Below are 18,337 nucleotides of genomic sequence, written 5' to 3' on the forward strand. Positions count from 1 at the left end.
GTCGGCTCAGTCCAGCTCCGCCAGGGCGGCGGTCAGCTCCCGTCCCTCCCGGGCGCCCCGGCGCAGCAGTACGGCCGCGGTGGTGTGCAGTTCGTTCCACGAGTGGGGGCGGCCCACGGCGGCCGCGTCCGGGAGGCAGTGGAGGGCGACCTTCAGTGCCTGGGGGCCTTCGCCCGCGGCGGCCAGCGCGTGGGCCAGACAGGACCGGTACCAGGTCTTGTCCCGGCGATAGCCGTCGGGCAGGGCGTCGAGCCCGGTGCCGAGCCGGGTGATGGCCGACTGCCAGGCGCGCAGGTGGATGTCGGCCATGCCGCGTTGCAGGGTGAACCAGTTCTCGTCGTAGAAGTACAGCCACGGCGGCTCGTCGCCGGGTCGCTCCGCGGCGCGGGTGATCAGCTCCTGCGCCTCGTCCATCAGGCGCACGGCGTCGGCGGCGGACCCGCCGAGGGCGTGGCCGCGGGCCGCCATCTGGGCGGACATGCCCTGCACGCCGAGTGAGGTGCCGGGCGCGGACCAGCGCGACGCCTCCGCCAGCCGCACACACCGGGTGGCCCGCCCCTTGGACCAGGCCATGTGCGCCTTCATGTTGAGCGTCGTGGCCGCCATGTCGGCGTCGCCCGCCTCCAGCGCCCATTCATGGGAGCGGTCGTACCAGGCGAGGGCGGTGGCCGCGTCGTCCTGGTCCTGGGCCATCCAGGCGAGGAACTGCGCGTGCTCGGCCGCCAGCCGGACCACCCGGTCCGCGAGCGCGCCGCGCGCCCCGGCGTGCAGCTCCACCACGGTGCGCAGCTGCTGCCGCATCACGTCGACGAGCGGCCGCGAGCCGATGACGTCCTCCGCGCGGCGATGCTCCGCGAGGAGCCGGTCGAGCCAGTCCAGGGTCGCGGCGTCCACGCGCCGACCACCGGCGACCACCCCGACGACGCGGTCCAGCAGATCCGTGTCCGGCGCCGCTCCGTCCAGACGCATGCCCGCCACCGGCCCCGCCGCCGCGGGGGCGCGGCCGTCCAGCAACCGTCCGGGCACCCCCAGCCCGTCGACGATCCGCTGTCGTACCTCCAGGGAGGTGACCCGTCGCCGACCGCGCTCGATGTCGGACACCTCCGGCTGCGCGAGCCCGACCCGCTGGCCGACCCTCGTCTGACTGACTTTCATGAGCTCCCGGTACGTCCGGAGGACGGCACCCCAGTCCTCACGGCCGACCGCCACGACGAGCCGAGGGTGATCCCACACATCCACAGAGTGACCCTCCATGGGCCCAATATAGGGCGCGCCTATAGGGCCCTGGGATGGGCGAACGTCCGCCTCACCCGCCACGGTCTATGCGTGCCCGCACACCGCTCGCCGGCGGGCGGGCACACAAAGAGGCGACGTGAGAGGAGACAGGCGACATGAGCCAGCGACCCCGGCTGCTGCCCTGGAACGGGCCCGACGGGAAGCCCTGCTATCTGGTGGGGGACGGGACGGGGCACCTGTGGCGGCTCGCGGACGAGCTGGAGACGGTCCAGCTGGCGGCGGGGGCGCAGTTGCTGGGCACCGCCGACGAGATGCTCAGGGACGCGAAGACGGACGCCCGCGCGCTGCACTTCCTCGGCGACTGCCTCACCGTGGCGCTGCGCAACGCGTTGCGGGTCGCCGAGAGTCGTGGCGACCGGCTGCCGACCCCCGTATACGACGGCGGGGAGGACGACGGGCCCGCGGAGTGGCGGCGGGCCGCGCGGAGGCGGTTCGGAATCGGGTAGCGCGGTGGACGTGGGACTCCCCCGGGGCCGGCGAATTTCTTCGCGCGGGCCTCGGGGGAGCCAAGTGTCACGGCCCCGGAATCAGCGGTCCGGGGGCGCGGAATGGCCGCGCTGTGGCGTTAGTACGCCAGGGCCAGGTAGACCTGGTTGTCGGCCCAGGTGCAGTGCCGGAGGATGGCGGAATTACGGTCGCCCTCGTCGGTGATGCAGTTGTTGCGGAACTTGCGGCTCGCGAAGGTGGAGCCGGAGTCCTTCAGGTCGTAGTCGAAGTACTGCGCCTGAACGTTGGAGTTACACATTTCCAGCGTGATCTGCTTGTCGGCGCCCTTGGCGGTGGCACAGCGACCGGGGTAGTACTTGCTCTCCAGCTGGTAGCCGGGGAGGCTGCCGTCGCGCAGGTAGAAGTCCTGCGTGCCCGAGCTGTCGGCGGTCCAGGACAGGACGTTGCCGTTGCCGAAGGCGTCGAGGTTCAGGTCGCTCGCGACGTTCTGGAAGGTGTACCAGACGTCGGTCTGACCCGTCGGGGCGGCCGACGCGGGGGTTCCGGCGGCCAGCATGCCGGCGCCGAGCAGGGCGGCGGCGGACACGGCGACTGCGGTCTTCCTGATTCTCGCCACGTTCCCTCCCTTTCGTGTGAACCGCGGGGGCCCACACAACGCGGAATTTGAGGTGCGGAATGCAGTGCGAATTTCCGAGGCTTTCGCCTCGCCGGAAACCCTAGGGGCCGGCGCACCGGGGAGGTAGGGCCGGATCAGGTCAGCGCACCGAAATGAAAGTGGAGTTTTCAAGCATCCGCATTCCCGCAGAAACCGCGGGCCGGGCAAGTACGCAAAAGCGGCCAGCCCGTCGTTGGCCGCATTTCACCGCAACGCCGCGGGCGGCGGCGCGTATACAAAGGTGGCGCCCCTGGCGCGGGCGCATACCGGGCACTGGGTTCAAGCCAGGGCAGCACACCACGCACGGGGCGGGACGGCGCGATCCCTGCGAAGCGCTCATGTCCGATAGTCGCGCCGATAGTCGCGTAGAAGAGACATTCCGCGCCGCCCGCCCCGCGGCGGTCAGTCCTCGTCCGGCAGGGTCACGTCCACGGTCGCGGCCACGTACAGCCCGCCGTGCTCCTCGTTGACCTCGTAGTCGGTGTCGACCTTGCGGACGGTGAGCGGACCATGGCCGTACACGTGCACCGTCTGACCCACGGCCGGGATGGGCACCGGGGTGTCGGCCCCGAAGCGGGCGATCACCCCGAGGCCCTTGCCCTCCGGGTCATAGGTGAAGGCGATCTCGTAGCGGGTCGGTCCGGTGGCCTTGCCCAGGTCCAACCTGGTCAGTTCGGAGCGGGTGGCCTGCTTCTCGGCGTCGGCGATGTCGGCGATCACGGCGGGGAGCTCGTAGGTCATGGTCCACATCTTTTCGCGGCCACGAACGGCTCAGCGCGAGGACTCGACGGCGAGTCATCGTGAGCTGTCGCACGCGCACCGGTTTCACTGGCCACCGTCGCGGGCGGACGCGACGCCGCACACCACACGAGAAGCGGCACACCACACGAAGGGACCGCGCATGGCCACCGAGGACCAGGACCACGACCCCCACCACGACGTCGGGGCCTATGTGCACTACTACGACAGCATGGTGGTCTTCCTGAAGACGGCGCACTTCAGGGAGCTCGAGGAGGCCGACCGCAGGACGGTCGAGGAGAAGATGAACGCCGAGGACACCTGGTACCAGTCGCGGTACCGGGAGGACGAGTGCGGCGCCCGGCTCAGGGCCCTGCGCACCGTCATCGACCCGCTGCTGAAGAAGGTGGGCTTCGAGATCCACGACCCCGAATAGCGCCCGCGCCGCGGGGCACCGGGGCTCACCCGGGCAGCGGACGGTCGCTGACCACCTGCTTCATCACGAGGGTGGAGTTCATCCGGTGCACGCCGGGCAGGGCGGCCAACTGCTCGTCGTAGAGGCGCTGGAAGGCCGTGAGGTCGGCGGTGACGACGCGCAGCAGATAGTCCGGGTCGCCGAACAGCCGCTGGGCCTGTACGACCTGCGGGACCTCGGCCACGGCCTGCTCGAATTCGGCGACGGCGGCCCGGTCCACCTGGCGCAGCAGCACGAAGACCAGCGCCTCGAAGGTCAGGCCCACGGCGACCGGGTCCACGACCGCCCGGTAGCCGCGGATGGCTCCCGTGCGCTCCAGGTCGCGCAGGCGGCGGTGACAGGGCGAGACGCTCAGCTGCACTCGCGCGGCCAGCTCGGTCACCGTCAGCCGGCCGTCCTGCTGAAGCTCGGCAAGGATTTTGCGGTCAAGGGCGTCCATGGGGCAGATCCTTCCCCAGTTCCCCCGGTGGCGGGTAGATGTTGGAAACATATTTGGCGTAAATAAGCCTAATCTTCCTCGGTGCCGTCCTTCGACGACGGCCCGGAGCCGTTCCCAAGGGTCCGGAGAAGTCCGGAACGCGACACAACGCTACGGAACGCAACGGTACGGAGAGGAAGAGCACGGCATGGACGTGGGCGCGGTAGCGGCCTTCTTCGCGGTGGATCTGCTGCTGGTCTGCACCCCGGGCGCGGACTGGGCGTACACGATCACCGCGGGGCTGCGGGACCGCTCGGTGGTGCCCGCGGTCTCCGGGCTGGTCGCCGGGTACGCCGCCCACACCCTACTGGCGCTGTGCGGGCTGGCCCTGCTCGTTTCGCAGTCGGCGAGCCTGCTCACCGTGCTGACGGTGGTCGGGGCCGGCTATCTGTGCTGGCTGGGGTGGCAGGTGCTGTCCTCGCCGCCGGCCGACCCCGTGGGCGAGGGGGCCGCGGGGTCGGCGGGTGCCGCCGTGGGGACCGGGGGCGGGGCCGGCGGCGTGGTCGCGCTGGCGGCCACGCCCTGGCAGGCCGTGTGGAAGGGCGCCGGAATCAGCGGGCTGAACCCCAAGGGACTGCTGCTCTACTTCTCGCTGCTGCCGCAGTTCATCAGCCCCGGCGCGGGCTGGCCGGTCGCCGCCCAGACCGGGCTGCTCGGGGCGCTGCACACCGCCAACTGCGCCGTCGTCTATCTCTCGATCGGCATGCTGTCCCGCACCGTGCTGCGGACCCGGCCGTCGGCGGCCCGCGTGGTCACCCGCACCGCCGGCGTGATGATGCTGGCCATCGGCGCGTTCCTGCTGGTGGAGCAGGTGGCCGCGGCCGGCTGACCGGCCGGCCGGCCGGCCGCGGACGCTCGCGGAACCAACTCGCGAAAACAGCTCGCGGAAATCAGCTCGCGTCGAAATCAGCTCGCGAAATCAGCTGAGCGCGAGCCAGGCCACCGCCGCGACCACGGCGATCGCGGCGACCACGCCGACGATCACGCCGAGGCGCGGGCCGCCGGAGGTCGCCGCCGCCTGTCGACGCTGGCCTCCCTGCTGCTGCTGGCCGCCCTCGTCGACGAAGGCGCGGAACATCTGCGTGCTGCCCGCCGGGTCGTAGTTGCCCTCGGGGCCATGGGGGTTGTTCGCCATGGGGCCCGACCCTAGCGAAGACCCTCAAGATCGCCCAGTCCCGGGGCTTCCGCCCGGTCAGCGGTCGGATCACCCGCCGCCTTGACCCCACCCCGACCCAGCCTTTGTCCGCAATTTACTCAGCAAAGCCACTTTTCGTTTGCCTGTAGCAACTAACTAGGGCTACGGTTGCCCTAAGCAACCTATTAGCCGCGACGACGGCCCTCGACGGGAGGTGGACGACCATGGCGGCACGAGGCCAGTACGAGGAACTCGCACGACAGTTGAGCGCGATCGGTAGCATCAAGCGCGGACTCGGTCGGTTCCTGCCGTCCGACTGCCCGCCGGCATCGGTGGTGACCCTCATGCTGCTCGACCGCTACGGCGACATGCGCATGAGCAAACTCGCCGAGCTGCTGGACATCGACATCTCCGTCACCAGCCGCCATGTCGCGCATATCGAGGCGCGCGGCTGGATCGAGCGGCTCCCCGATCCCCAGGACGGGCGGTCCCGGCTGCTCCGCGCGACCGCCGACGGCGAGGCGCTGCTCGCCCAGGTCACCGCGCGCTACGTCGACGTGCTCGCCGACCGCCTCGGCGACTGGTCGGACGACGACGTCGGCCGGCTCAACGAACTGCTGGTCCGGCTGCGCGCCGGCTTCGCGGAGGCGACGACGGGCCGCGCGGCGACGGAGCCCGCGGCCGGGGCCGCACCCGGGCCCGCTGTCACGTCGGCTGGCCCCGTTGGCACGGCGGCCGGCACGGCGCCTGGCCCCGCCGGCACGACGGCCGGCACGGCCACCGGCCCCGCCGGCACGACGGCCGGCGCACGGCGGCCGGCCACACCCGCGACCCGTACACCCGCACACACCTAGCACTCGCACACGCAAAGGAAGTTCATGGCGACGACCACACCGGACGGCGGTGTGCGGGGACCCGCGGGGCGCCCCGCCCACGCCGGAGGCCACGAGGGCGACCCCGAGGCCCCGATGACCCACCGGCAGATCATGGAGGCACTCTCCGGGCTGCTGCTCGGCATGTTCGTGGCGATCCTGTCCTCCACGATCGTCTCCAACGCCCTGCCGGAGATCATCACCGATCTGCACGGCAGCCAGTCCGCCTACACCTGGGTGGTCACCGCCGCCCTGCTGTCGATGACCGCCGCCACCCCGCTGTGGGGCAAGCTCTCCGATCTCTTCAGCAAGAAGCTGCTGGTCCAGATAGCCCTGGTGATCTATGTCGCGGGCTCGGTGGTGGCCGGTCTGTCGCAGAACACCGGCATGCTGATCGCCTGCCGCGTGGTCCAGGGCATCGGCGTCGGCGGCCTCTCCGCGCTCGCCCAGATCGTCATGGCCGCGATGATCTCCCCGCGCGAGCGCGGCCGATACAGCGGCTACCTCGGCGCCACCTTCGCGGTGGCGACCGTCGGCGGCCCGCTGCTGGGCGGCGTGATCACCGACACCGACTGGCTCGGCTGGCGCTGGTGCTTCTACGTCGGCGTGCCCTTCGCGATCATCGCGCTGATCGTGCTGCAGAAGACCCTCAAGCTGCCCGTCGTGAAGCGGGACGTGAAGGTCGACTGGGCCGGCGCCTTCTTCATCAGCGCCGCCGTCTCGCTGCTGCTGATCTGGGTGACGCTGGCCGGCGACGACTACGACTGGATCTCCTGGCAGTCCTACGCCATGGTCGGCGGCGCGATCGCCCTCGGTGCGATCTTCGTCCTGGTGGAGTCCAGGGCCAGCGAGCCGATCATCCCGCTGCGCCTGTTCCGCAACAAGACCATCGCCCTGGCCTCGTTGGCCTCCCTCTTCGTGGGTGTGGCGATGTTCGCCGGCACGGTCTTCTTCAGCCAGTACTTCCAGCTGGCGCGCGGCGAGTCGCCGACCATGTCCGGCGTGCTGACCATCCCGATGATCGGTGGACTCTTCGTCTCCTCGACCGTCTCCGGCCGGTCCATCACCAAGACCGGCCGCTGGAAGGCGTGGCTGGTCGCGGGCGGCGCGCTGGTGACCGCCGGCCTCGGGCTGCTGGGCACCCTGCGCTACGACACCCCGTACTGGCAGACCGCGGTCTACATGGCGCTGCTGGGCCTCGGCATCGGCATGATGATGCAGAACCTGGTGCTCGCCACGCAGAACCAGGTAGCCCCCGAGGACCTCGGCGCCGCCAGCTCCGTGGTGACCTTCTTCCGCTCGCTGGGCGGCGCGGTCGGCGTCTCGGCGCTCGGCGCCGTGCTCGCCCACCGCGTCACCGACTACGTCAAGGACGGCCTGACCGCCCTCGGCCCGGCGGGCGCGGCAGCGGCGGGCCACGGCTCCAGCAGTGGCATCCCGGACCTGGACAAGCTCCCGGCACCGCTGCGCGAGGTCTTCGAGAGCGCCTACGGGCACGGCATCGGCGACGTCTTCCTGTATGCCGCGCCGGCCGCGCTGATCGCCTTCATCGTCTCGATGTTCATCAAGGAGGTCGCGCTCAAGGGCGGCCCGGGGATCCAGCCGGGCTCCGGGACCCGGCAGGGCGCCGAGGTCCAGCGGGACTCCGCCGGTGAGGTTCAGACTGCGACCGCGGACGGGCAGGGCCGGCGGCCCGCGCTCACCCGCACCGAGGACTGACCCGCGAGGAGAGGCCGACACGCCTCGGAGAAGACCGACACGCCTTGAGGAGAGCCCGGAAAGCCTCGGGGAGAGAGTGACAAGACCCCGGGTCCGGAGCGCGCGATGAGCGGAGACGCGCCCCGGATCCGGCCCGGGACCGGTTCGGCCACGGACGGTTCCGGAGTGTGGGTCCCGGCGGTGGCGGGCCGGGCAGGGGACGGCCTGCCCGCCGCCGCCCGGACTCGCGCACGCCGCATCGTGGCCGCACCGAGCCACCGCCCGTACGATGCCCCCCGCCGTCGTACGGGCGGTGTCATACGAGCGGGATCGTACGGACGGCGTCGTACGCACCGCGTCATAGGGACGGCGTCGCACACCCGCGGCGTCATACGACGGGCGTCACACGGGCGGCGGCGTACGCACGGCCTCACACGAACGGCGTCGCACACGCGCGGCGTCACACCGACGGCGTCATACGCGCGGCGTCATACGGACGTTGCCCCACACCGACCGCTTCGGGTCAGCGGCCGCCGCGGTCCCGCATCGCCTCGATGCCGGCGATCACCGTGTCGAGGGCGAAGGCGAAGTCCCGCTCGCGCATCTCCTGGAGGGTGCTGCCGCCGCGTGCCTCCATCACCCGCGCCGGCTCGGCCAGCGGCTCGGCGAACTCCGGGCGGGCCCGGATGGTGGTCATGATGTGCTTGAAGTAGTCGTCCATCTCCATCCCCGCCTCCTTGCAGCGGGCGTCGAACAGGCCCTCGTTGGTGGCGAAGCCGTAGACGAACTGGAAGACGGCGGCGATCGCGCCGGTGCGCCCCTCCATGGGCAGTCCACTGCGACCCATCACGCGCAGCGTCGCGTTCGAGAAGGCGAGCCAGTGCGGGCCCACGTTGATGAACTGGCCGGTCAGCTGGGACACCCAGGGGTGCGCCAGGAGCAGCCGACGGTATTCGACGGCGAGTTGGCGCAGCTGGTCGCGCCAGTCGGCCGACTCGTCCGTCGGGTCCGGGAGGGCCATCTCGCCGTTGACCGCGTCCAGGGCGAGTTCAAGCAGGTCGTCCTTGGTGTCGACGTACCAGTAAACCGACATCGCGGTGACGCCGAGCTCCGCCGCGAGGCGGCGCATGGAGAACTTCGCCAGCCCCTCGGCGTCGAGCAGCCGCACCGTGGCCCCGACGATCCGGTCGAGATCGAGCCCGGCCGCCTGCTCGGTGCCCATCTGCTCGGCGCCACCCTGGCCGGTCCCGTCGGTGACCCCCTGGTCGGTGGCGCCCTGCGCGGCCTCGCGGCCCGGACCCTGGTCCGGAGCGCGGACCGCCCCCCGCTCCGGCGCCGGGGCCTGGTGCGGCTTGCGCCGGGAGGCCGGGCGCTCCGCGAGCCAGACACTGATACGCGGGCGGCTGACGCGGCGGCCGGTTGCCAAGGCGCGCTCCCCTTCTCCGACGCCGCTGCGGTGCGTCGTGCTCGTCGTGCTGGTGGTGCTCGTCGTACTGGTCGTACTGGTCGTGCTCGTCCTGTTCCCGCGCTACGTAAACGATGCTATTCCGCGGGCGTCGCGGCCGAGAGCCGCTGGGCGCGCCGCAACAGCAGCGCCGACAGCACCCCGCCGACCAGCACCCCGGCCGCACCGACCAGCTGGCTGGTCTGGAGCCCGGAGGCGAAGGCGTCCACGACGGCCGCCCGGTCCGCGCTCCCCGCATCCGTCGACTCGAGCGCGGCGGGCAGCGAGCCGGCACCGGCGGCGACGGCGGGCAGCAGCGCGACGAAGCGGGCGTTGAGGACGGCGCCGAGGACGGCGACGCCGAGTCCGTTGCCGAACTCCACCACCGTGCCGTCGACACCCGCGCCCACGCCCGCCTTCTCCTGCGGGATGGCGCTCATGATCGCCTCCGCCATCGCGGGGTTGGCGAAGGCACAGCCCGCGCCGATGAGCACCAGGCCGAGCAGCAGCCCGCCGTAGCCATGGCCCGCTCCGCCGAGGAAGGCGACGTCGGTGAGCCCCACCGCGATCAGCGTCATCCCGGTGCACAGCGCGCCCGGCAGGCCGAGCAGGCGGGTGACCCGCGCGGAGATCCCGGTGAAGTTGAGCGCCACGATGGTGAGCGCGAGCGGCGCCGTCCGCAGCCCGGCCTCCAGCGGCCCGTAGCCGCGGACGAACTGGAGCTGCTGGGTCAGCAGGAAGAGCGCCCCACCCATGCCGAAGGTGATGACGACCGCGCCGACCACGGCCGCGGAGAACCGACGGTCGCGGAAGAAGCGCAGATCCAGCATGGGGTACGGGACCCGGCGCTCCCACAGGACGAAGCCGCCGAGGACCAGCAGCCCCAGGGTGCCGCCGGCGACCACCGGGGCGGCGGTCCAGCCGTGCTCCGGGCCGGAGATGATCGCGTAGACGACCCCGACCATGCCGACGGTGGAGAGCACCGCGCCCACCAGGTCCGGCCGGTCGCCCTCTCGGTTCTTGGACTCCGGCACCAGCGCCAGGACGGCGACCAGTCCGATCGCCACCACCGGCAGGTTGACCAGGAAGATCGCACCCCACCAGAAGTGGTCCAGCATCACCCCGCCGAGCAGCGGCCCGGTGGCGAAGCCCAGGGCGTTGACCGCGGCCCAGACGCTGATCGCCCGGATCCGCTCCTCCGCGGAGAAGATCTGCATCGCGACGGCGAGCGTGGTGGTGAGCAGCAGCGCCCCGCCGACGCCCATGCTGGCGCGGGCGGCTATCAGCTGTTCCGTCGTCTGCGAGAGTCCGGCCGCCAGCGAGCCGAGACCGAACAGCGCCAGCCCGATGGCGAGCATCTTCTTGCGGCCGTAGCGGTCGGCCGAGCTGCCGGCGGTCAGCAGCAGACCGGACTGGACCAGGGAGTAGGCGTTGACCATCCACTGGATGTCCGCGGTGGACGCGTCCATCTCCTCGGTGAGGGAGGGGATGGCGACGTTCAGCACGGTGTTGTCGATCAGCACGGTGAGCTGGGCGAGGCAGATGACGCCCAGGATCAGCCAGCGCTGCGGATGGCCCCCGTCCGGGGGTGCCGCATCCGGCGCGGCGGTGGTGGTCTCTGCTGGCACCGCCGTCATGCGGGCTCCCTATACGGTGTACGAGGTGGATCGCCATACACCGTACAGGGGCTCGGTCGGCCGGCCTAACCGGCCGGCTTGATCAGATATCCCGCCCCCCGCCGGGTGTGGATCATCGGGCTACGCCCGGCGTCGACCTTGCGCCGCAGGTATGAGATGTAGAGCTCGACGACGTTGGCCCGGCCGTCGAAGTCGTAGCTCCAGACCCGGTCGAGGATCTGCGCCTTGCTGAGCACCCGCCGCGGGTTGCGCATGAGGTAGCGCAGCAGCTCGAACTCGGTGGCGGTGAGGTGGATCTCCGTGCCGCCCCGCGACACCTCGCGGCTGTCCTCGTCCAGCACCAGGTCGCCGACGATCAGCGAAGCGGCGCTCCGTGCGGCGGCCGCGCCGGACCTGCGCAGCAGGGCCCGCAGCCGGGCCACCACCTCCTCCAGGGCGAACGGCTTGGCGAGACAGTCGTCGCCGCCGGCGGTCAACCCGGCGAACCGCTCCGCGGCCGCGTCCTTGGCCACGAGATAGAGCACCGGCACCCCGGGCCGCGCGTGCCGCAGCCGGGTCGGCAGGTCGGCGGCCGCGCCCGGGCTCGTGACATCGAGCACGACGGCGTCCGGGCGCCGCTCCCGTACGGCGCGCAGCGCCTCGGCGGCGTCGTCGGCCGTGTGCACCTCCCAGCCTTCGTAACGCAGGGCCGTCGAGAGCAGGTCGGTGAGCGCCGAACCGTCGTCCACCACCAGCAGCCGGACGGGACCTCCGTCGGACCGCGACAGCTCGGAACGCCCCTGGGGCGAGGTCGTCTTCATGCCCCCAGGCTGTGCGGGCCGGGTGAGAACTTCCTTGCCCCCACCTGTGAATCGGCTGAGAAGACGACGGCGCACCGCCAGGCGTGACACGGGTCACGAAGCACAGGCACGCACGGGGCGCGGGCACGAGGCAGGAGACACGGGGTGCGGGCACGAGGCACGGGCGAGAAACCCCGGCACGGCCGAAGACACCGGGCATGACGAAGGGCCCGGCACTCATGTGCCGGGCCCTTCGCTTCAGTAGCGGGGACAGGATTTGAACCTGCGACCTCTGGGTTATGAGCCCAGCGAGCTACCGAGCTGCTCCACCCCGCGTCGGTAGGCACAACCATACGGCACTGGGCCGGTGAGGGGAAATCGGGTTTCCGGCGACGTTACTTTGCAACGGCACAGTCCCAGCCTCGCTGCGGACGGATCTTTATGCATGACCATGCCATCCGGCCCGCCAAGATGTACCGCACAAGATCGCGCACGCCCCCACCAGAACCGTCTGCCCTGCGCGCATCGGCCCGCTCACGCACACATCACCACGGGGATCCCTTCCATGCACATACGCCGCTCCGCCGCCGCCCTCGTCTGCGCGACCAGCTTCGCCCTGCTCGGCACCGCGTGCAACGACAACCTCGCCGAAGGCGGTCAGGGCGCCGACCAGTCGCCCAGCCAGCAGCCCAAGCCCACGCCCAGCAAGGCCGTGGACAGCGACGCCGGCAAGACCCTCGAGCTGGGCGAGGCCACCCCGCTCACGTACAAGCGGGGCTCGGACAAGAAGGCCACGCTCCAGGTGGCGGCGACGAGCGTGAAGCAGGGGTCGCAAGCCGACCTGGGCGCGGTGAAGCTGGACGCCGCCGAGCGGAAGCTCCAGCCGTACTACGTCACCCTCGACTTCAAGAACATCGGCAAGAACACCATCACGTACCCCTTCCTGACCTCCCCGGTCGACCTGCGCGACAGCCGCGGCGAGGACGCCAAGTCCCCGGTCACCATCGGCAACGAGGTCACCCCCTGCCCGGGCAAGGACCCCGACGAGTTCACCGCGGGCGCCACCGCCACCCTCTGCACCGTCTTCCTCCTCCCCCAGAGCGAGACCCCGTCCGTCGTCCTCTACCGCGGCGACTACGACACCGAGCCCGTCTTCTGGAAGGTGACGGAGGCGAAGGATTCCAAGAGCAAGAAGGGCACCACGGGCGGAACGACGGGCTCGACCGGCGGGGCCGGCTCGACGGGTGGGGCCGGCACCGAGAATTCGAAGACGTCGAAGGGCACGAAGAGGCGTTGACGCGGTGGCGCGCTGACGCGCTGTCATGGCGGCGCGGTGGCGCGCCCTGACGCCGAAAGGGCCCGTCGACGCGAGACGGGCCCTCCGGCTCCCTGTGCACCCTGTGGGCGGGGTCAGATCAGGCCCGTGACCCGACCGGCGGCCCCGACGGGTCGTCCGACGCGTCCGACGGGTCCAGCACGGAAGCGTCCGGCTCGCCGGCGTCCGGCTCGCCGGCGTCCGCCGCGCGCAGGGCGCTCGCCAGCCGGTCCCGTACCCGCGTCTGGGCGGCGATGCGGGCGTCCAGGACGGCGAGCCGGTTGCGCGCGACGTTCAGACCCGTGGCTCCGACGGGCCCCTTGGCGAGGTCGCCGTCCAGGCAGGGGAGGAAGCAGCTCACGTCCTCCAGGGTGAGCCCGGCATCCAGCAGGTAGCGGATGTTGCGCACCCGCCGGACGGCCCGCTCGGGGTAGTCCCGGTAGCCGTTGTGCCCCCGCTCGGAGCTGAGCAGCCCGGCCTGCTCGTAGTGGCGCAGGGCACGCGGGGTCACCCCCGTCACCCGTGCGAGTTCCCCGATCCGCAACCGTCCCACCTCCGGGCCCCGTTTCTACCAGGCGCGGGGACCGGGGGGTCGGACTCTCCACGGCCTCCGCGACCGGGGAGATCGGGGTGACCGGAGCGATCGGGGCTACCGGAGCGATCGGGGCGATCGGGGCGATCAGCCGACTACGGCGCCGCCGTCCACCGGGAGGACCACGCCGGTCACGAACGACGCGCCTGGCGAAACCAGTTGGGTGATGGCCCAGGAGACCTCCTCGGCGCCGCCGACGCGGCCCAGCGGGGTGTGGGCGATCTGCCAGGCGCGGGTGGCCGTGCGCTCCTCGGGAGTGAAACCGGAGTGGTCGGCGATCGGGGTCTCGATGGCTCCGGGGGCGACGGCCACCACCCGTACGCCGCGCGGGGCGAGCTCCACCGCCCAGCTGCGGGTGAGCAGTTCGAGGGCCGTCTTGGTCGAGGCGTAGACCCACCCGCCCGGCCAGCCGCGCTGCCCCACCGCCGTACTGACGTTGACGACCACTCCGCCGGCCGCCTCGAGCGCGGGCAGCGCGGCCTGGGTCAGCAGGGCCGGGGCGATGAGGTTGGTCGCCAACTGGGTCTCGAAGAGCTCGCGGGTGACGCCGCCGAAGGTGCCGCCCCGCACGATCCCCGCGTTGTTGACGAGGATGTCGAGCCTGCCGTGGGTGTCCAGCACGCTCCGCACGATGTCGTCCGGGGCGGTGTCGGCGGTGATGTCGGCGGCCAGCGGGTGGATGCCGGGGAAGCCGTCGGCGGTCTCGGCCAGCGGCCCGGGCCGGCGCCCCACCGCGACCACCCGCGCGCCCGCGGCCGCCAGGTCCCGCGCCGTGGCGCGGCCGATCCCGGTACCGGCCCCGGTGACGACGGCGACCTTGCCGCGCAGCGTGTTGTCGCTCTCGCTCGTGTGGTTCATGTGCGCAAGCCTGAAACCCTGCCGCCAGTGTCAAGGTCAAGCGCCGGACCGCGTACGGAGCCGGTCCGCCGACGGGCGCCGGGGGAATTCCGCTCGCGGATACGGGGGCTGAGCTGCGACGATGCGTTTATGGCAGGCAGCACGTTTGAAGATCTGGTGGCGGAGGCGGAGACGGCCCCGGTGGAGGGCTGGGACTTCTCCTGGCTGGCCGGCCGGGCCACCGAGGAGCGCCCGTCATGGGGCTACCAGCGCCTGATGGGCGAGCGGATGGCACGGGCCTCGGCCGCGCTGGACATCCAGACCGGCGGTGGAGAGGTGCTGGCGGGCGTGCCGAAGCTGCCGCCGCTGACGGTCGCCACGGAGTCCTGGCCCCCGAACGTCGCCAAGGCGACGCGGCTGCTGCATCCGCTCGGGGCGGTCGTCGTCAGCGACGAGGACGAGCCGCCGCTGCCCTTCGCCGACGAGGCGTTCGACCTGGTGGTCAGCCGGCACCCGGTGACCGTGTGGTGGGAGGAGATCGCCCGCGTCCTCCGCCCGGGAGGCACGTACCTGTCCCAGCAGGTCGGCCCGGCCAGCGTCTTCGAGCTGGTCGAGTACTTCCTCGGCCCCCAGCCGGAGGAGGTCCGCCGCCGCCGGCACCCCGACGACGCCCGCCGGGCCGCCGAGGCGGCCGGGCTGGAAGTCGTCGATCTGCGCGCGGAGTCGCTGCGCACCGAGTTCCACGACATCGGCGCGGTGATCTACTTCCTGCGGAAGGTCATCTGGATGGTGCCGGGCTTCACGGTCGACGCGTACCGGGACCGACTGCGCGAGCTGCACGACCGGATCCGGTCCGAGGGCCCGTTCCTGGCGCACACCACCCGCTTCCTGATCGAGGCCCGCAAGCCGGCCTGACGCGGGGGCCAAGGCCGGCTGGGGGCGACCCGACCGACGCGGGTCAGGCGTCGGGGTTCTCGCCCGCCGCGACCTTCCTGATCCGTTCGACCTCCTCTATGGCGAGGTGCTCAGCCGTTTCCAGCTTGGAGCCTTCCTCGAGGTCCTCGCTCCGCAACTCGACGAGAGCAAGAACGCCGCCGACACGCACGATCGCGTGAGGTCCGTCGAAGTCGGAGTAGGAGTAGGACTCGTCGGCCCCCAGGTCAAACGACAGCTCCTCGAAATCTTCGGAGGCCTTCTGCCTCGACGAGGTCTGTATCGCCTGGTAGAGCACCTTCGCGTTCTCCGGGGAGTCGACCGCGTATATCGAGAAATCCGCGAAGATGGTGGTCGAGTCCTGGCTGTCCGAAATGAACTTGCTCTCGCCTCCGGCCAACACCCCGGTGCAGGCAGTCCCGGTGTACTGCTGGCATGCGCTGGCGGTCTCCGCGCTGTCGCGCAGTCTGGGCTGGTTCATCAGCTTCCACCCACCGCCGAGGCTGCGCTCGCTGGGCAGCGCCTCACCCACTTGCTGCGTGCTGCTGATACCGGACGCCGACTTCTTCCCGCCACCGAACGCTCCCCCGGTGACGCCCTGTCCCGAGCTGCCGCCGCCCTTGTCCTCGTCCCCACAACCGGTCAGCACCGCCATCAGCGCCACACCCGCCACGGCCCCCCGCACCCACTTGGACACGCCCAGCTCCCTCACCATCGGGCCCTCACTTGGATGCGTACAGTCAACCCCAGGATTTGATCATCACTCCAACCGGTCTCATCGAGGGTGCGATCCCCGGGATGACCGGCTGCCTGTGCGTTGAGGCGGCGTCATCCGGACGCCCCAGGGCGCGATTCCGAGCGTGGAGCCGACGCACGAACAATCATGGAAGCCCTCGGGCACAGCCCCATCCGCGTCACGCTGGCCGGCTACTACGGCCGGAGCGGAGTCCCGGCCATCGCCTGACACGTAGCCCGGCGGTTGATGTCAGTTCGGATGTCACCCAAACGCCAGAGCCCTTCGGGCCCCTCGGGGCCTCCGGTGGTCCACACCTGGTCCGCCGGCGCCATATGGGCGCGATGCATGGGGCGGATACGTTGCCCCCATGGCTGACTTCTTGATCGTAATCACGACCGTGGACAATCAGGACGCTGCGCGGACGCTGTCGCGCTCGGCGGTGGAGGCGAGCCTAGCCGCTTCCGGGCAGGTGACCGGGCCCATCGAGACGACGTACCGCCACCTCGGCGAAGTTTCAGAGGGCACCGAGTATCAGGTGACGTTCCGTACGACCGGTGACCGGCGCGAGGCACTGGAGAAGCACCTGGTGGACAACCACCCCTACGACTCGCCGGAGGTCATCGCGTTCACGATCGATGCCGGCCGTGCGGAGTACCTGGACTGGATCACCCGGGCCACCCGCTAGCCTTCGCACGCTCCAGTAGTGCGCCGACCGGGGTGAGGGACCGGTGGGGCTCCAGCCGCTTGGCCATCAGACGGGCTCGAGTGCTCGACCTCCCCGCGTCCAGGTACGCCGCAGCCAGCCATGACAGGTACAGCGCCTTGTCCCGAGCCCGGGTGTCGTCGTACCGGGCCAAAGCGTCCTCCAAGGCTGGGATGGCAACGGTTAACTTGCGCTAGGTGTAGGCCCTTTCAATTCCTTAGCGCAAGTCTCGTCATCCAAGGTAAGGGCTTACGCGGCGCTCCATATAGTGACGCAGACGCAGACGCTGCGTGTGATGCATAGGTAGGTCGTCTAGCTCTTCACGCTTAACGAATTGGAGCTCTGTTGACTCGTCGGAGATCTCAAGATGTCCACCGACTACACGCGCGGTGAAGCAGACGTTGAACTGTCGGCGCACCTCACCGTCCGAGTAGGCGATCACATGCCGCGGATCGGTATACGTCCCGACGAGGCCCGTGATCTCGACATCCAGGCCGGTCTCTTCTTTAACCTCACGGATGGCTGCGCCCGGCAGTGAGTCGGTCATCTCCATTCCGCCGCCAGGTAGCGCCCACAGGTCGTTGTCTCGTCGGCGCTGGAGCAGGATGCGTCCCTCGTCATCGGTGACCACTGCGGACGCCGCAACCACCAGGCTGTTCGGCTTGGGAGCCTCCGGATCGTCGTAGTACTCGGTCCGCGCCATGCTCACTCTCCTCGTACTGGTGTCGCCGTCTCCCACACTGCTTCGAAGCTTGCAACGTAAGTATCGAACATGCCGCCTTCCCCGCTCCGGCGCAGATGCCAGACCGGAGCTGCAAACGCGTTCACACCCCAGACATGGGCGTTGATCAGGGCCTGGTCGTCTGCGCGATAGATGGAGTTGTAGAGGGTGGTGCCGTGGGTTCGCACCTCGACGCCAGGTGTCCCAATCAAAGAGCGGTAGTGCATGAGGGCAAGCCGGCAACGGGACTCGATGCCGTGCCCAAACCTCTCCTCCTGTCCACGCTGCTGAACATTGATGCTGCCCGCATCACCGATGGCGATGCGAACGGCGCACCCTTTCGCGGCCCGCTCCGCCAGGAGGTCGTTGAGTCTTGGGTACGCCTCGTGCAAAAACACGGCGGCGTACACCAGCACGTCGATCCGCTCACTGGCCTGCTTCAACATGTCCACGAACGCACTTACCGGGATATCTGCACGTTGCTCGTAGAGCGCCACCAGCTCGGGACTCACCGCGCGGGCCGCTCGCGCCTGCCGCAGCGCCGGCCATAGTGCGTGCACGTCTTCTCCTAGAGTTTCCGCGGCTCGCAAGGCCGTAGTGCGACGTGGCGTGCGTGCCAGATTGACCCATCGCTCAACGGACTTGGGGTCGACCTCGACCTTGTCTGCGAGGGTGGCGTACGTCCAGCCTCCGGCCGCCATGGCGGCTCGTAGCCTCTCGTTCGACATCTGAGTCTCTCCCTGCATCCTGGGACGGCACCAGGGACGTTCTACCCGATGCGGGACGTCCCGAAGTGGGGTTTGGCGGTGGTTCCCACGTCCTGGTGCTCAGACCGATGATCCGTCT

20 protein-coding genes, 1 tRNA gene and 1 pseudogene are annotated in these 18,337 nt (G+C 70.6%); 8 read left to right on the top strand and 14 right to left on the bottom strand.

What is annotated here, in order from left to right; translation table 11 throughout:
• Positions 1-6 precede the first annotated feature (6 nt).
• Positions 7-1,254: a helix-turn-helix transcriptional regulator gene (locus LRS74_RS15605; RefSeq protein WP_277741575.1), complete on the bottom strand. Its 1,248-nt coding sequence runs from the start codon at positions 1,252-1,254 to the stop codon at positions 7-9.
• A gap of 137 nt (positions 1,255-1,391) precedes the next feature.
• Here LRS74_RS15605 and LRS74_RS15610 point away from each other — a divergent pair, with 137 nt between their 5' ends.
• The gene (locus LRS74_RS15610) at positions 1,392-1,742 is read left to right on the top strand and encodes a hypothetical protein (protein ID WP_277741576.1); all 351 of its coding nucleotides are present in this window, start codon (positions 1,392-1,394) and stop codon (positions 1,740-1,742) included.
• 119 nt (positions 1,743-1,861) lie between these two features.
• On the opposite strand, the gene LRS74_RS15615 is transcribed toward LRS74_RS15610, so the two are convergent.
• Positions 1,862-2,359, bottom strand: coding sequence for a ricin-type beta-trefoil lectin domain protein (locus LRS74_RS15615; RefSeq protein ID WP_144383028.1), 498 nt, complete (start codon positions 2,357-2,359; stop codon positions 1,862-1,864).
• A gap of 441 nt (positions 2,360-2,800) precedes the next feature.
• Positions 2,801-3,139 (bottom strand): hypothetical protein, encoded by a 339-nt coding sequence (locus LRS74_RS15620; RefSeq protein ID WP_144383029.1) that lies wholly within the window; start codon positions 3,137-3,139, stop codon positions 2,801-2,803.
• A gap of 160 nt (positions 3,140-3,299) precedes the next feature.
• On the opposite strand from LRS74_RS15620, the gene LRS74_RS15625 reads away from it, so the two are divergent.
• The gene (locus LRS74_RS15625; RefSeq protein ID WP_277741577.1) at positions 3,300-3,572 is read left to right on the top strand and encodes a hypothetical protein; all 273 of its coding nucleotides are present in this window, start codon (positions 3,300-3,302) and stop codon (positions 3,570-3,572) included.
• Between the two features lie 25 nt (positions 3,573-3,597).
• On the opposite strand, the gene LRS74_RS15630 is transcribed toward LRS74_RS15625, so the two are convergent.
• Positions 3,598-4,050: an Lrp/AsnC family transcriptional regulator gene (locus LRS74_RS15630; RefSeq protein ID WP_144383031.1), complete on the bottom strand. Its 453-nt coding sequence runs from the start codon at positions 4,048-4,050 to the stop codon at positions 3,598-3,600.
• Positions 4,051-4,237: 187 nt separating this feature from the next.
• Between LRS74_RS15630 and LRS74_RS15635 the strand changes: the two genes are divergently transcribed.
• Entirely contained in the window at positions 4,238-4,918 is a 681-nt protein-coding gene (locus LRS74_RS15635) for a LysE family translocator (protein ID WP_277741578.1), read from the top strand.
• A 90-nt stretch (positions 4,919-5,008) separates the two neighbouring features.
• On the opposite strand, the gene LRS74_RS15640 is transcribed toward LRS74_RS15635, so the two are convergent.
• Entirely contained in the window at positions 5,009-5,224 is a 216-nt protein-coding gene (locus LRS74_RS15640) for a hypothetical protein (RefSeq protein WP_277741579.1), read from the bottom strand.
• 224 nt (positions 5,225-5,448) lie between these two features.
• Between LRS74_RS15640 and LRS74_RS15645 the strand changes: the two are divergent.
• Positions 5,449-5,856 (top strand): annotated as a pseudogene (locus LRS74_RS15645) (MarR family transcriptional regulator); the annotation flags it as partial.
• A 246-nt stretch (positions 5,857-6,102) separates the two neighbouring features.
• Positions 6,103-7,815: an MDR family MFS transporter gene (locus tag LRS74_RS15650; protein ID WP_347178137.1), complete on the top strand. Its 1,713-nt coding sequence runs from the start codon at positions 6,103-6,105 to the stop codon at positions 7,813-7,815.
• A gap of 502 nt (positions 7,816-8,317) precedes the next feature.
• Here the strand turns inward: LRS74_RS15650 and LRS74_RS15655 are convergent.
• The 4 genes from LRS74_RS15655 to LRS74_RS15670 all read right to left on the bottom strand — a co-directional run bounded on the left by LRS74_RS15655 (position 8,318) and on the right by LRS74_RS15670 (position 11,990).
• Entirely contained in the window at positions 8,318-9,220 is a 903-nt protein-coding gene (locus LRS74_RS15655) for a TetR/AcrR family transcriptional regulator (protein ID WP_277741580.1), read from the bottom strand.
• Between the two features lie 116 nt (positions 9,221-9,336).
• Positions 9,337-10,875: an MFS transporter gene (locus LRS74_RS15660; RefSeq protein ID WP_277741581.1), complete on the bottom strand. Its 1,539-nt coding sequence runs from the start codon at positions 10,873-10,875 to the stop codon at positions 9,337-9,339.
• A gap of 65 nt (positions 10,876-10,940) precedes the next feature.
• Positions 10,941-11,675, bottom strand: a complete 735-nt coding sequence (locus LRS74_RS15665; protein ID WP_277741582.1) for a response regulator transcription factor — start codon at positions 11,673-11,675, stop codon at positions 10,941-10,943.
• A 241-nt stretch (positions 11,676-11,916) separates the two neighbouring features.
• Positions 11,917-11,990, bottom strand: a tRNA-Met gene (locus LRS74_RS15670).
• 229 nt (positions 11,991-12,219) lie between these two features.
• On the opposite strand from LRS74_RS15670, the gene LRS74_RS15675 reads away from it, so the two are divergent.
• Complete coding sequence (locus LRS74_RS15675) at positions 12,220-12,951, top strand: hypothetical protein (RefSeq protein ID WP_277741583.1); 732 nt, start codon at positions 12,220-12,222, stop codon at positions 12,949-12,951.
• Between the two features lie 118 nt (positions 12,952-13,069).
• Here LRS74_RS15675 and LRS74_RS15680 read toward each other — a convergent pair whose 3' ends face one another.
• Positions 13,070-13,513 carry a MerR family transcriptional regulator gene (locus tag LRS74_RS15680; RefSeq protein ID WP_277741584.1) on the bottom strand — a complete coding sequence of 148 codons (444 nt, stop codon included), beginning with the start codon at positions 13,511-13,513 and terminating at the stop codon, positions 13,070-13,072.
• 135 nt (positions 13,514-13,648) lie between these two features.
• The gene (locus LRS74_RS15685; protein WP_277741585.1) at positions 13,649-14,419 is read right to left on the bottom strand and encodes an SDR family oxidoreductase; all 771 of its coding nucleotides are present in this window, start codon (positions 14,417-14,419) and stop codon (positions 13,649-13,651) included.
• A 129-nt stretch (positions 14,420-14,548) separates the two neighbouring features.
• Between LRS74_RS15685 and LRS74_RS15690 the strand changes: the two genes are divergently transcribed.
• Complete coding sequence (locus LRS74_RS15690; protein WP_277741586.1) at positions 14,549-15,313, top strand: class I SAM-dependent methyltransferase; 765 nt, start codon at positions 14,549-14,551, stop codon at positions 15,311-15,313.
• Positions 15,314-15,356: 43 nt separating this feature from the next.
• Here LRS74_RS15690 and LRS74_RS15695 read toward each other — a convergent pair whose 3' ends face one another.
• On the bottom strand, positions 15,357-16,028 hold the full coding sequence (locus LRS74_RS15695) for a hypothetical protein (protein ID WP_277741587.1): 672 nt from the start codon (positions 16,026-16,028) through the stop codon (positions 15,357-15,359).
• A gap of 406 nt (positions 16,029-16,434) precedes the next feature.
• On the opposite strand from LRS74_RS15695, the gene cutA reads away from it, so the two are divergent.
• Positions 16,435-16,752 carry a divalent-cation tolerance protein CutA gene (gene cutA / locus LRS74_RS15700; protein WP_277741588.1) on the top strand — a complete coding sequence of 106 codons (318 nt, stop codon included), beginning with the start codon at positions 16,435-16,437 and terminating at the stop codon, positions 16,750-16,752.
• A 250-nt stretch (positions 16,753-17,002) separates the two neighbouring features.
• Here cutA and LRS74_RS15705 read toward each other — a convergent pair whose 3' ends face one another.
• Positions 17,003-17,473 (bottom strand): NUDIX domain-containing protein, encoded by a 471-nt coding sequence (locus tag LRS74_RS15705; protein WP_277741589.1) that lies wholly within the window; start codon positions 17,471-17,473, stop codon positions 17,003-17,005.
• A gap of 2 nt (positions 17,474-17,475) precedes the next feature.
• Complete coding sequence (locus LRS74_RS15710) at positions 17,476-18,219, bottom strand: XRE family transcriptional regulator (RefSeq protein ID WP_277741590.1); 744 nt, start codon at positions 18,217-18,219, stop codon at positions 17,476-17,478.
• Between the last annotated feature and the right edge of the window lie 118 nt (positions 18,220-18,337).

The sequence above is a fragment of the Streptomyces sp. LX-29 genome (assembly GCF_029541745.1).
Taxonomy (GTDB): domain Bacteria; phylum Actinomycetota; class Actinomycetes; order Streptomycetales; family Streptomycetaceae; genus Streptomyces.

Bases quoted from the DNA above. Each gene is read 5' to 3' on its own strand.
- LRS74_RS15605 (WP_277741575.1), bottom strand. From the start codon at position 1,254: ATGGAGGGTCACTCTGTGGATGTGTGGGATCACCCTCGGCTCGTCGTG.
- LRS74_RS15610 (WP_277741576.1), top strand. From the start codon at position 1,392: ATGAGCCAGCGACCCCGGCTGCTGCCCTGGAACGGGCCCGACGGGAAG.
- LRS74_RS15620 (WP_144383029.1), bottom strand. From the start codon at position 3,139: ATGACCTACGAGCTCCCCGCCGTGATCGCCGACATCGCCGACGCCGAG.
- LRS74_RS15625 (WP_277741577.1), top strand. From the start codon at position 3,300: ATGGCCACCGAGGACCAGGACCACGACCCCCACCACGACGTCGGGGCC.
- LRS74_RS15630 (WP_144383031.1), bottom strand. From the start codon at position 4,050: ATGGACGCCCTTGACCGCAAAATCCTTGCCGAGCTTCAGCAGGACGGC.
- LRS74_RS15635 (WP_277741578.1), top strand. From the start codon at position 4,238: ATGGACGTGGGCGCGGTAGCGGCCTTCTTCGCGGTGGATCTGCTGCTG.
- LRS74_RS15640 (WP_277741579.1), bottom strand. From the start codon at position 5,224: ATGGCGAACAACCCCCATGGCCCCGAGGGCAACTACGACCCGGCGGGC.
- LRS74_RS15650 (WP_347178137.1), top strand. From the start codon at position 6,103: ATGGCGACGACCACACCGGACGGCGGTGTGCGGGGACCCGCGGGGCGC.
- LRS74_RS15660 (WP_277741581.1), bottom strand. From the start codon at position 10,875: ATGACGGCGGTGCCAGCAGAGACCACCACCGCCGCGCCGGATGCGGCA.
- LRS74_RS15665 (WP_277741582.1), bottom strand. From the start codon at position 11,675: ATGAAGACGACCTCGCCCCAGGGGCGTTCCGAGCTGTCGCGGTCCGAC.
- LRS74_RS15675 (WP_277741583.1), top strand. From the start codon at position 12,220: ATGCACATACGCCGCTCCGCCGCCGCCCTCGTCTGCGCGACCAGCTTC.
- LRS74_RS15685 (WP_277741585.1), bottom strand. From the start codon at position 14,419: ATGAACCACACGAGCGAGAGCGACAACACGCTGCGCGGCAAGGTCGCC.
- LRS74_RS15690 (WP_277741586.1), top strand. From the start codon at position 14,549: ATGGCAGGCAGCACGTTTGAAGATCTGGTGGCGGAGGCGGAGACGGCC.
- cutA (WP_277741588.1), top strand. From the start codon at position 16,435: ATGGCTGACTTCTTGATCGTAATCACGACCGTGGACAATCAGGACGCT.
- LRS74_RS15705 (WP_277741589.1), bottom strand. From the start codon at position 17,473: ATGGCGCGGACCGAGTACTACGACGATCCGGAGGCTCCCAAGCCGAAC.
- LRS74_RS15710 (WP_277741590.1), bottom strand. From the start codon at position 18,219: ATGTCGAACGAGAGGCTACGAGCCGCCATGGCGGCCGGAGGCTGGACG.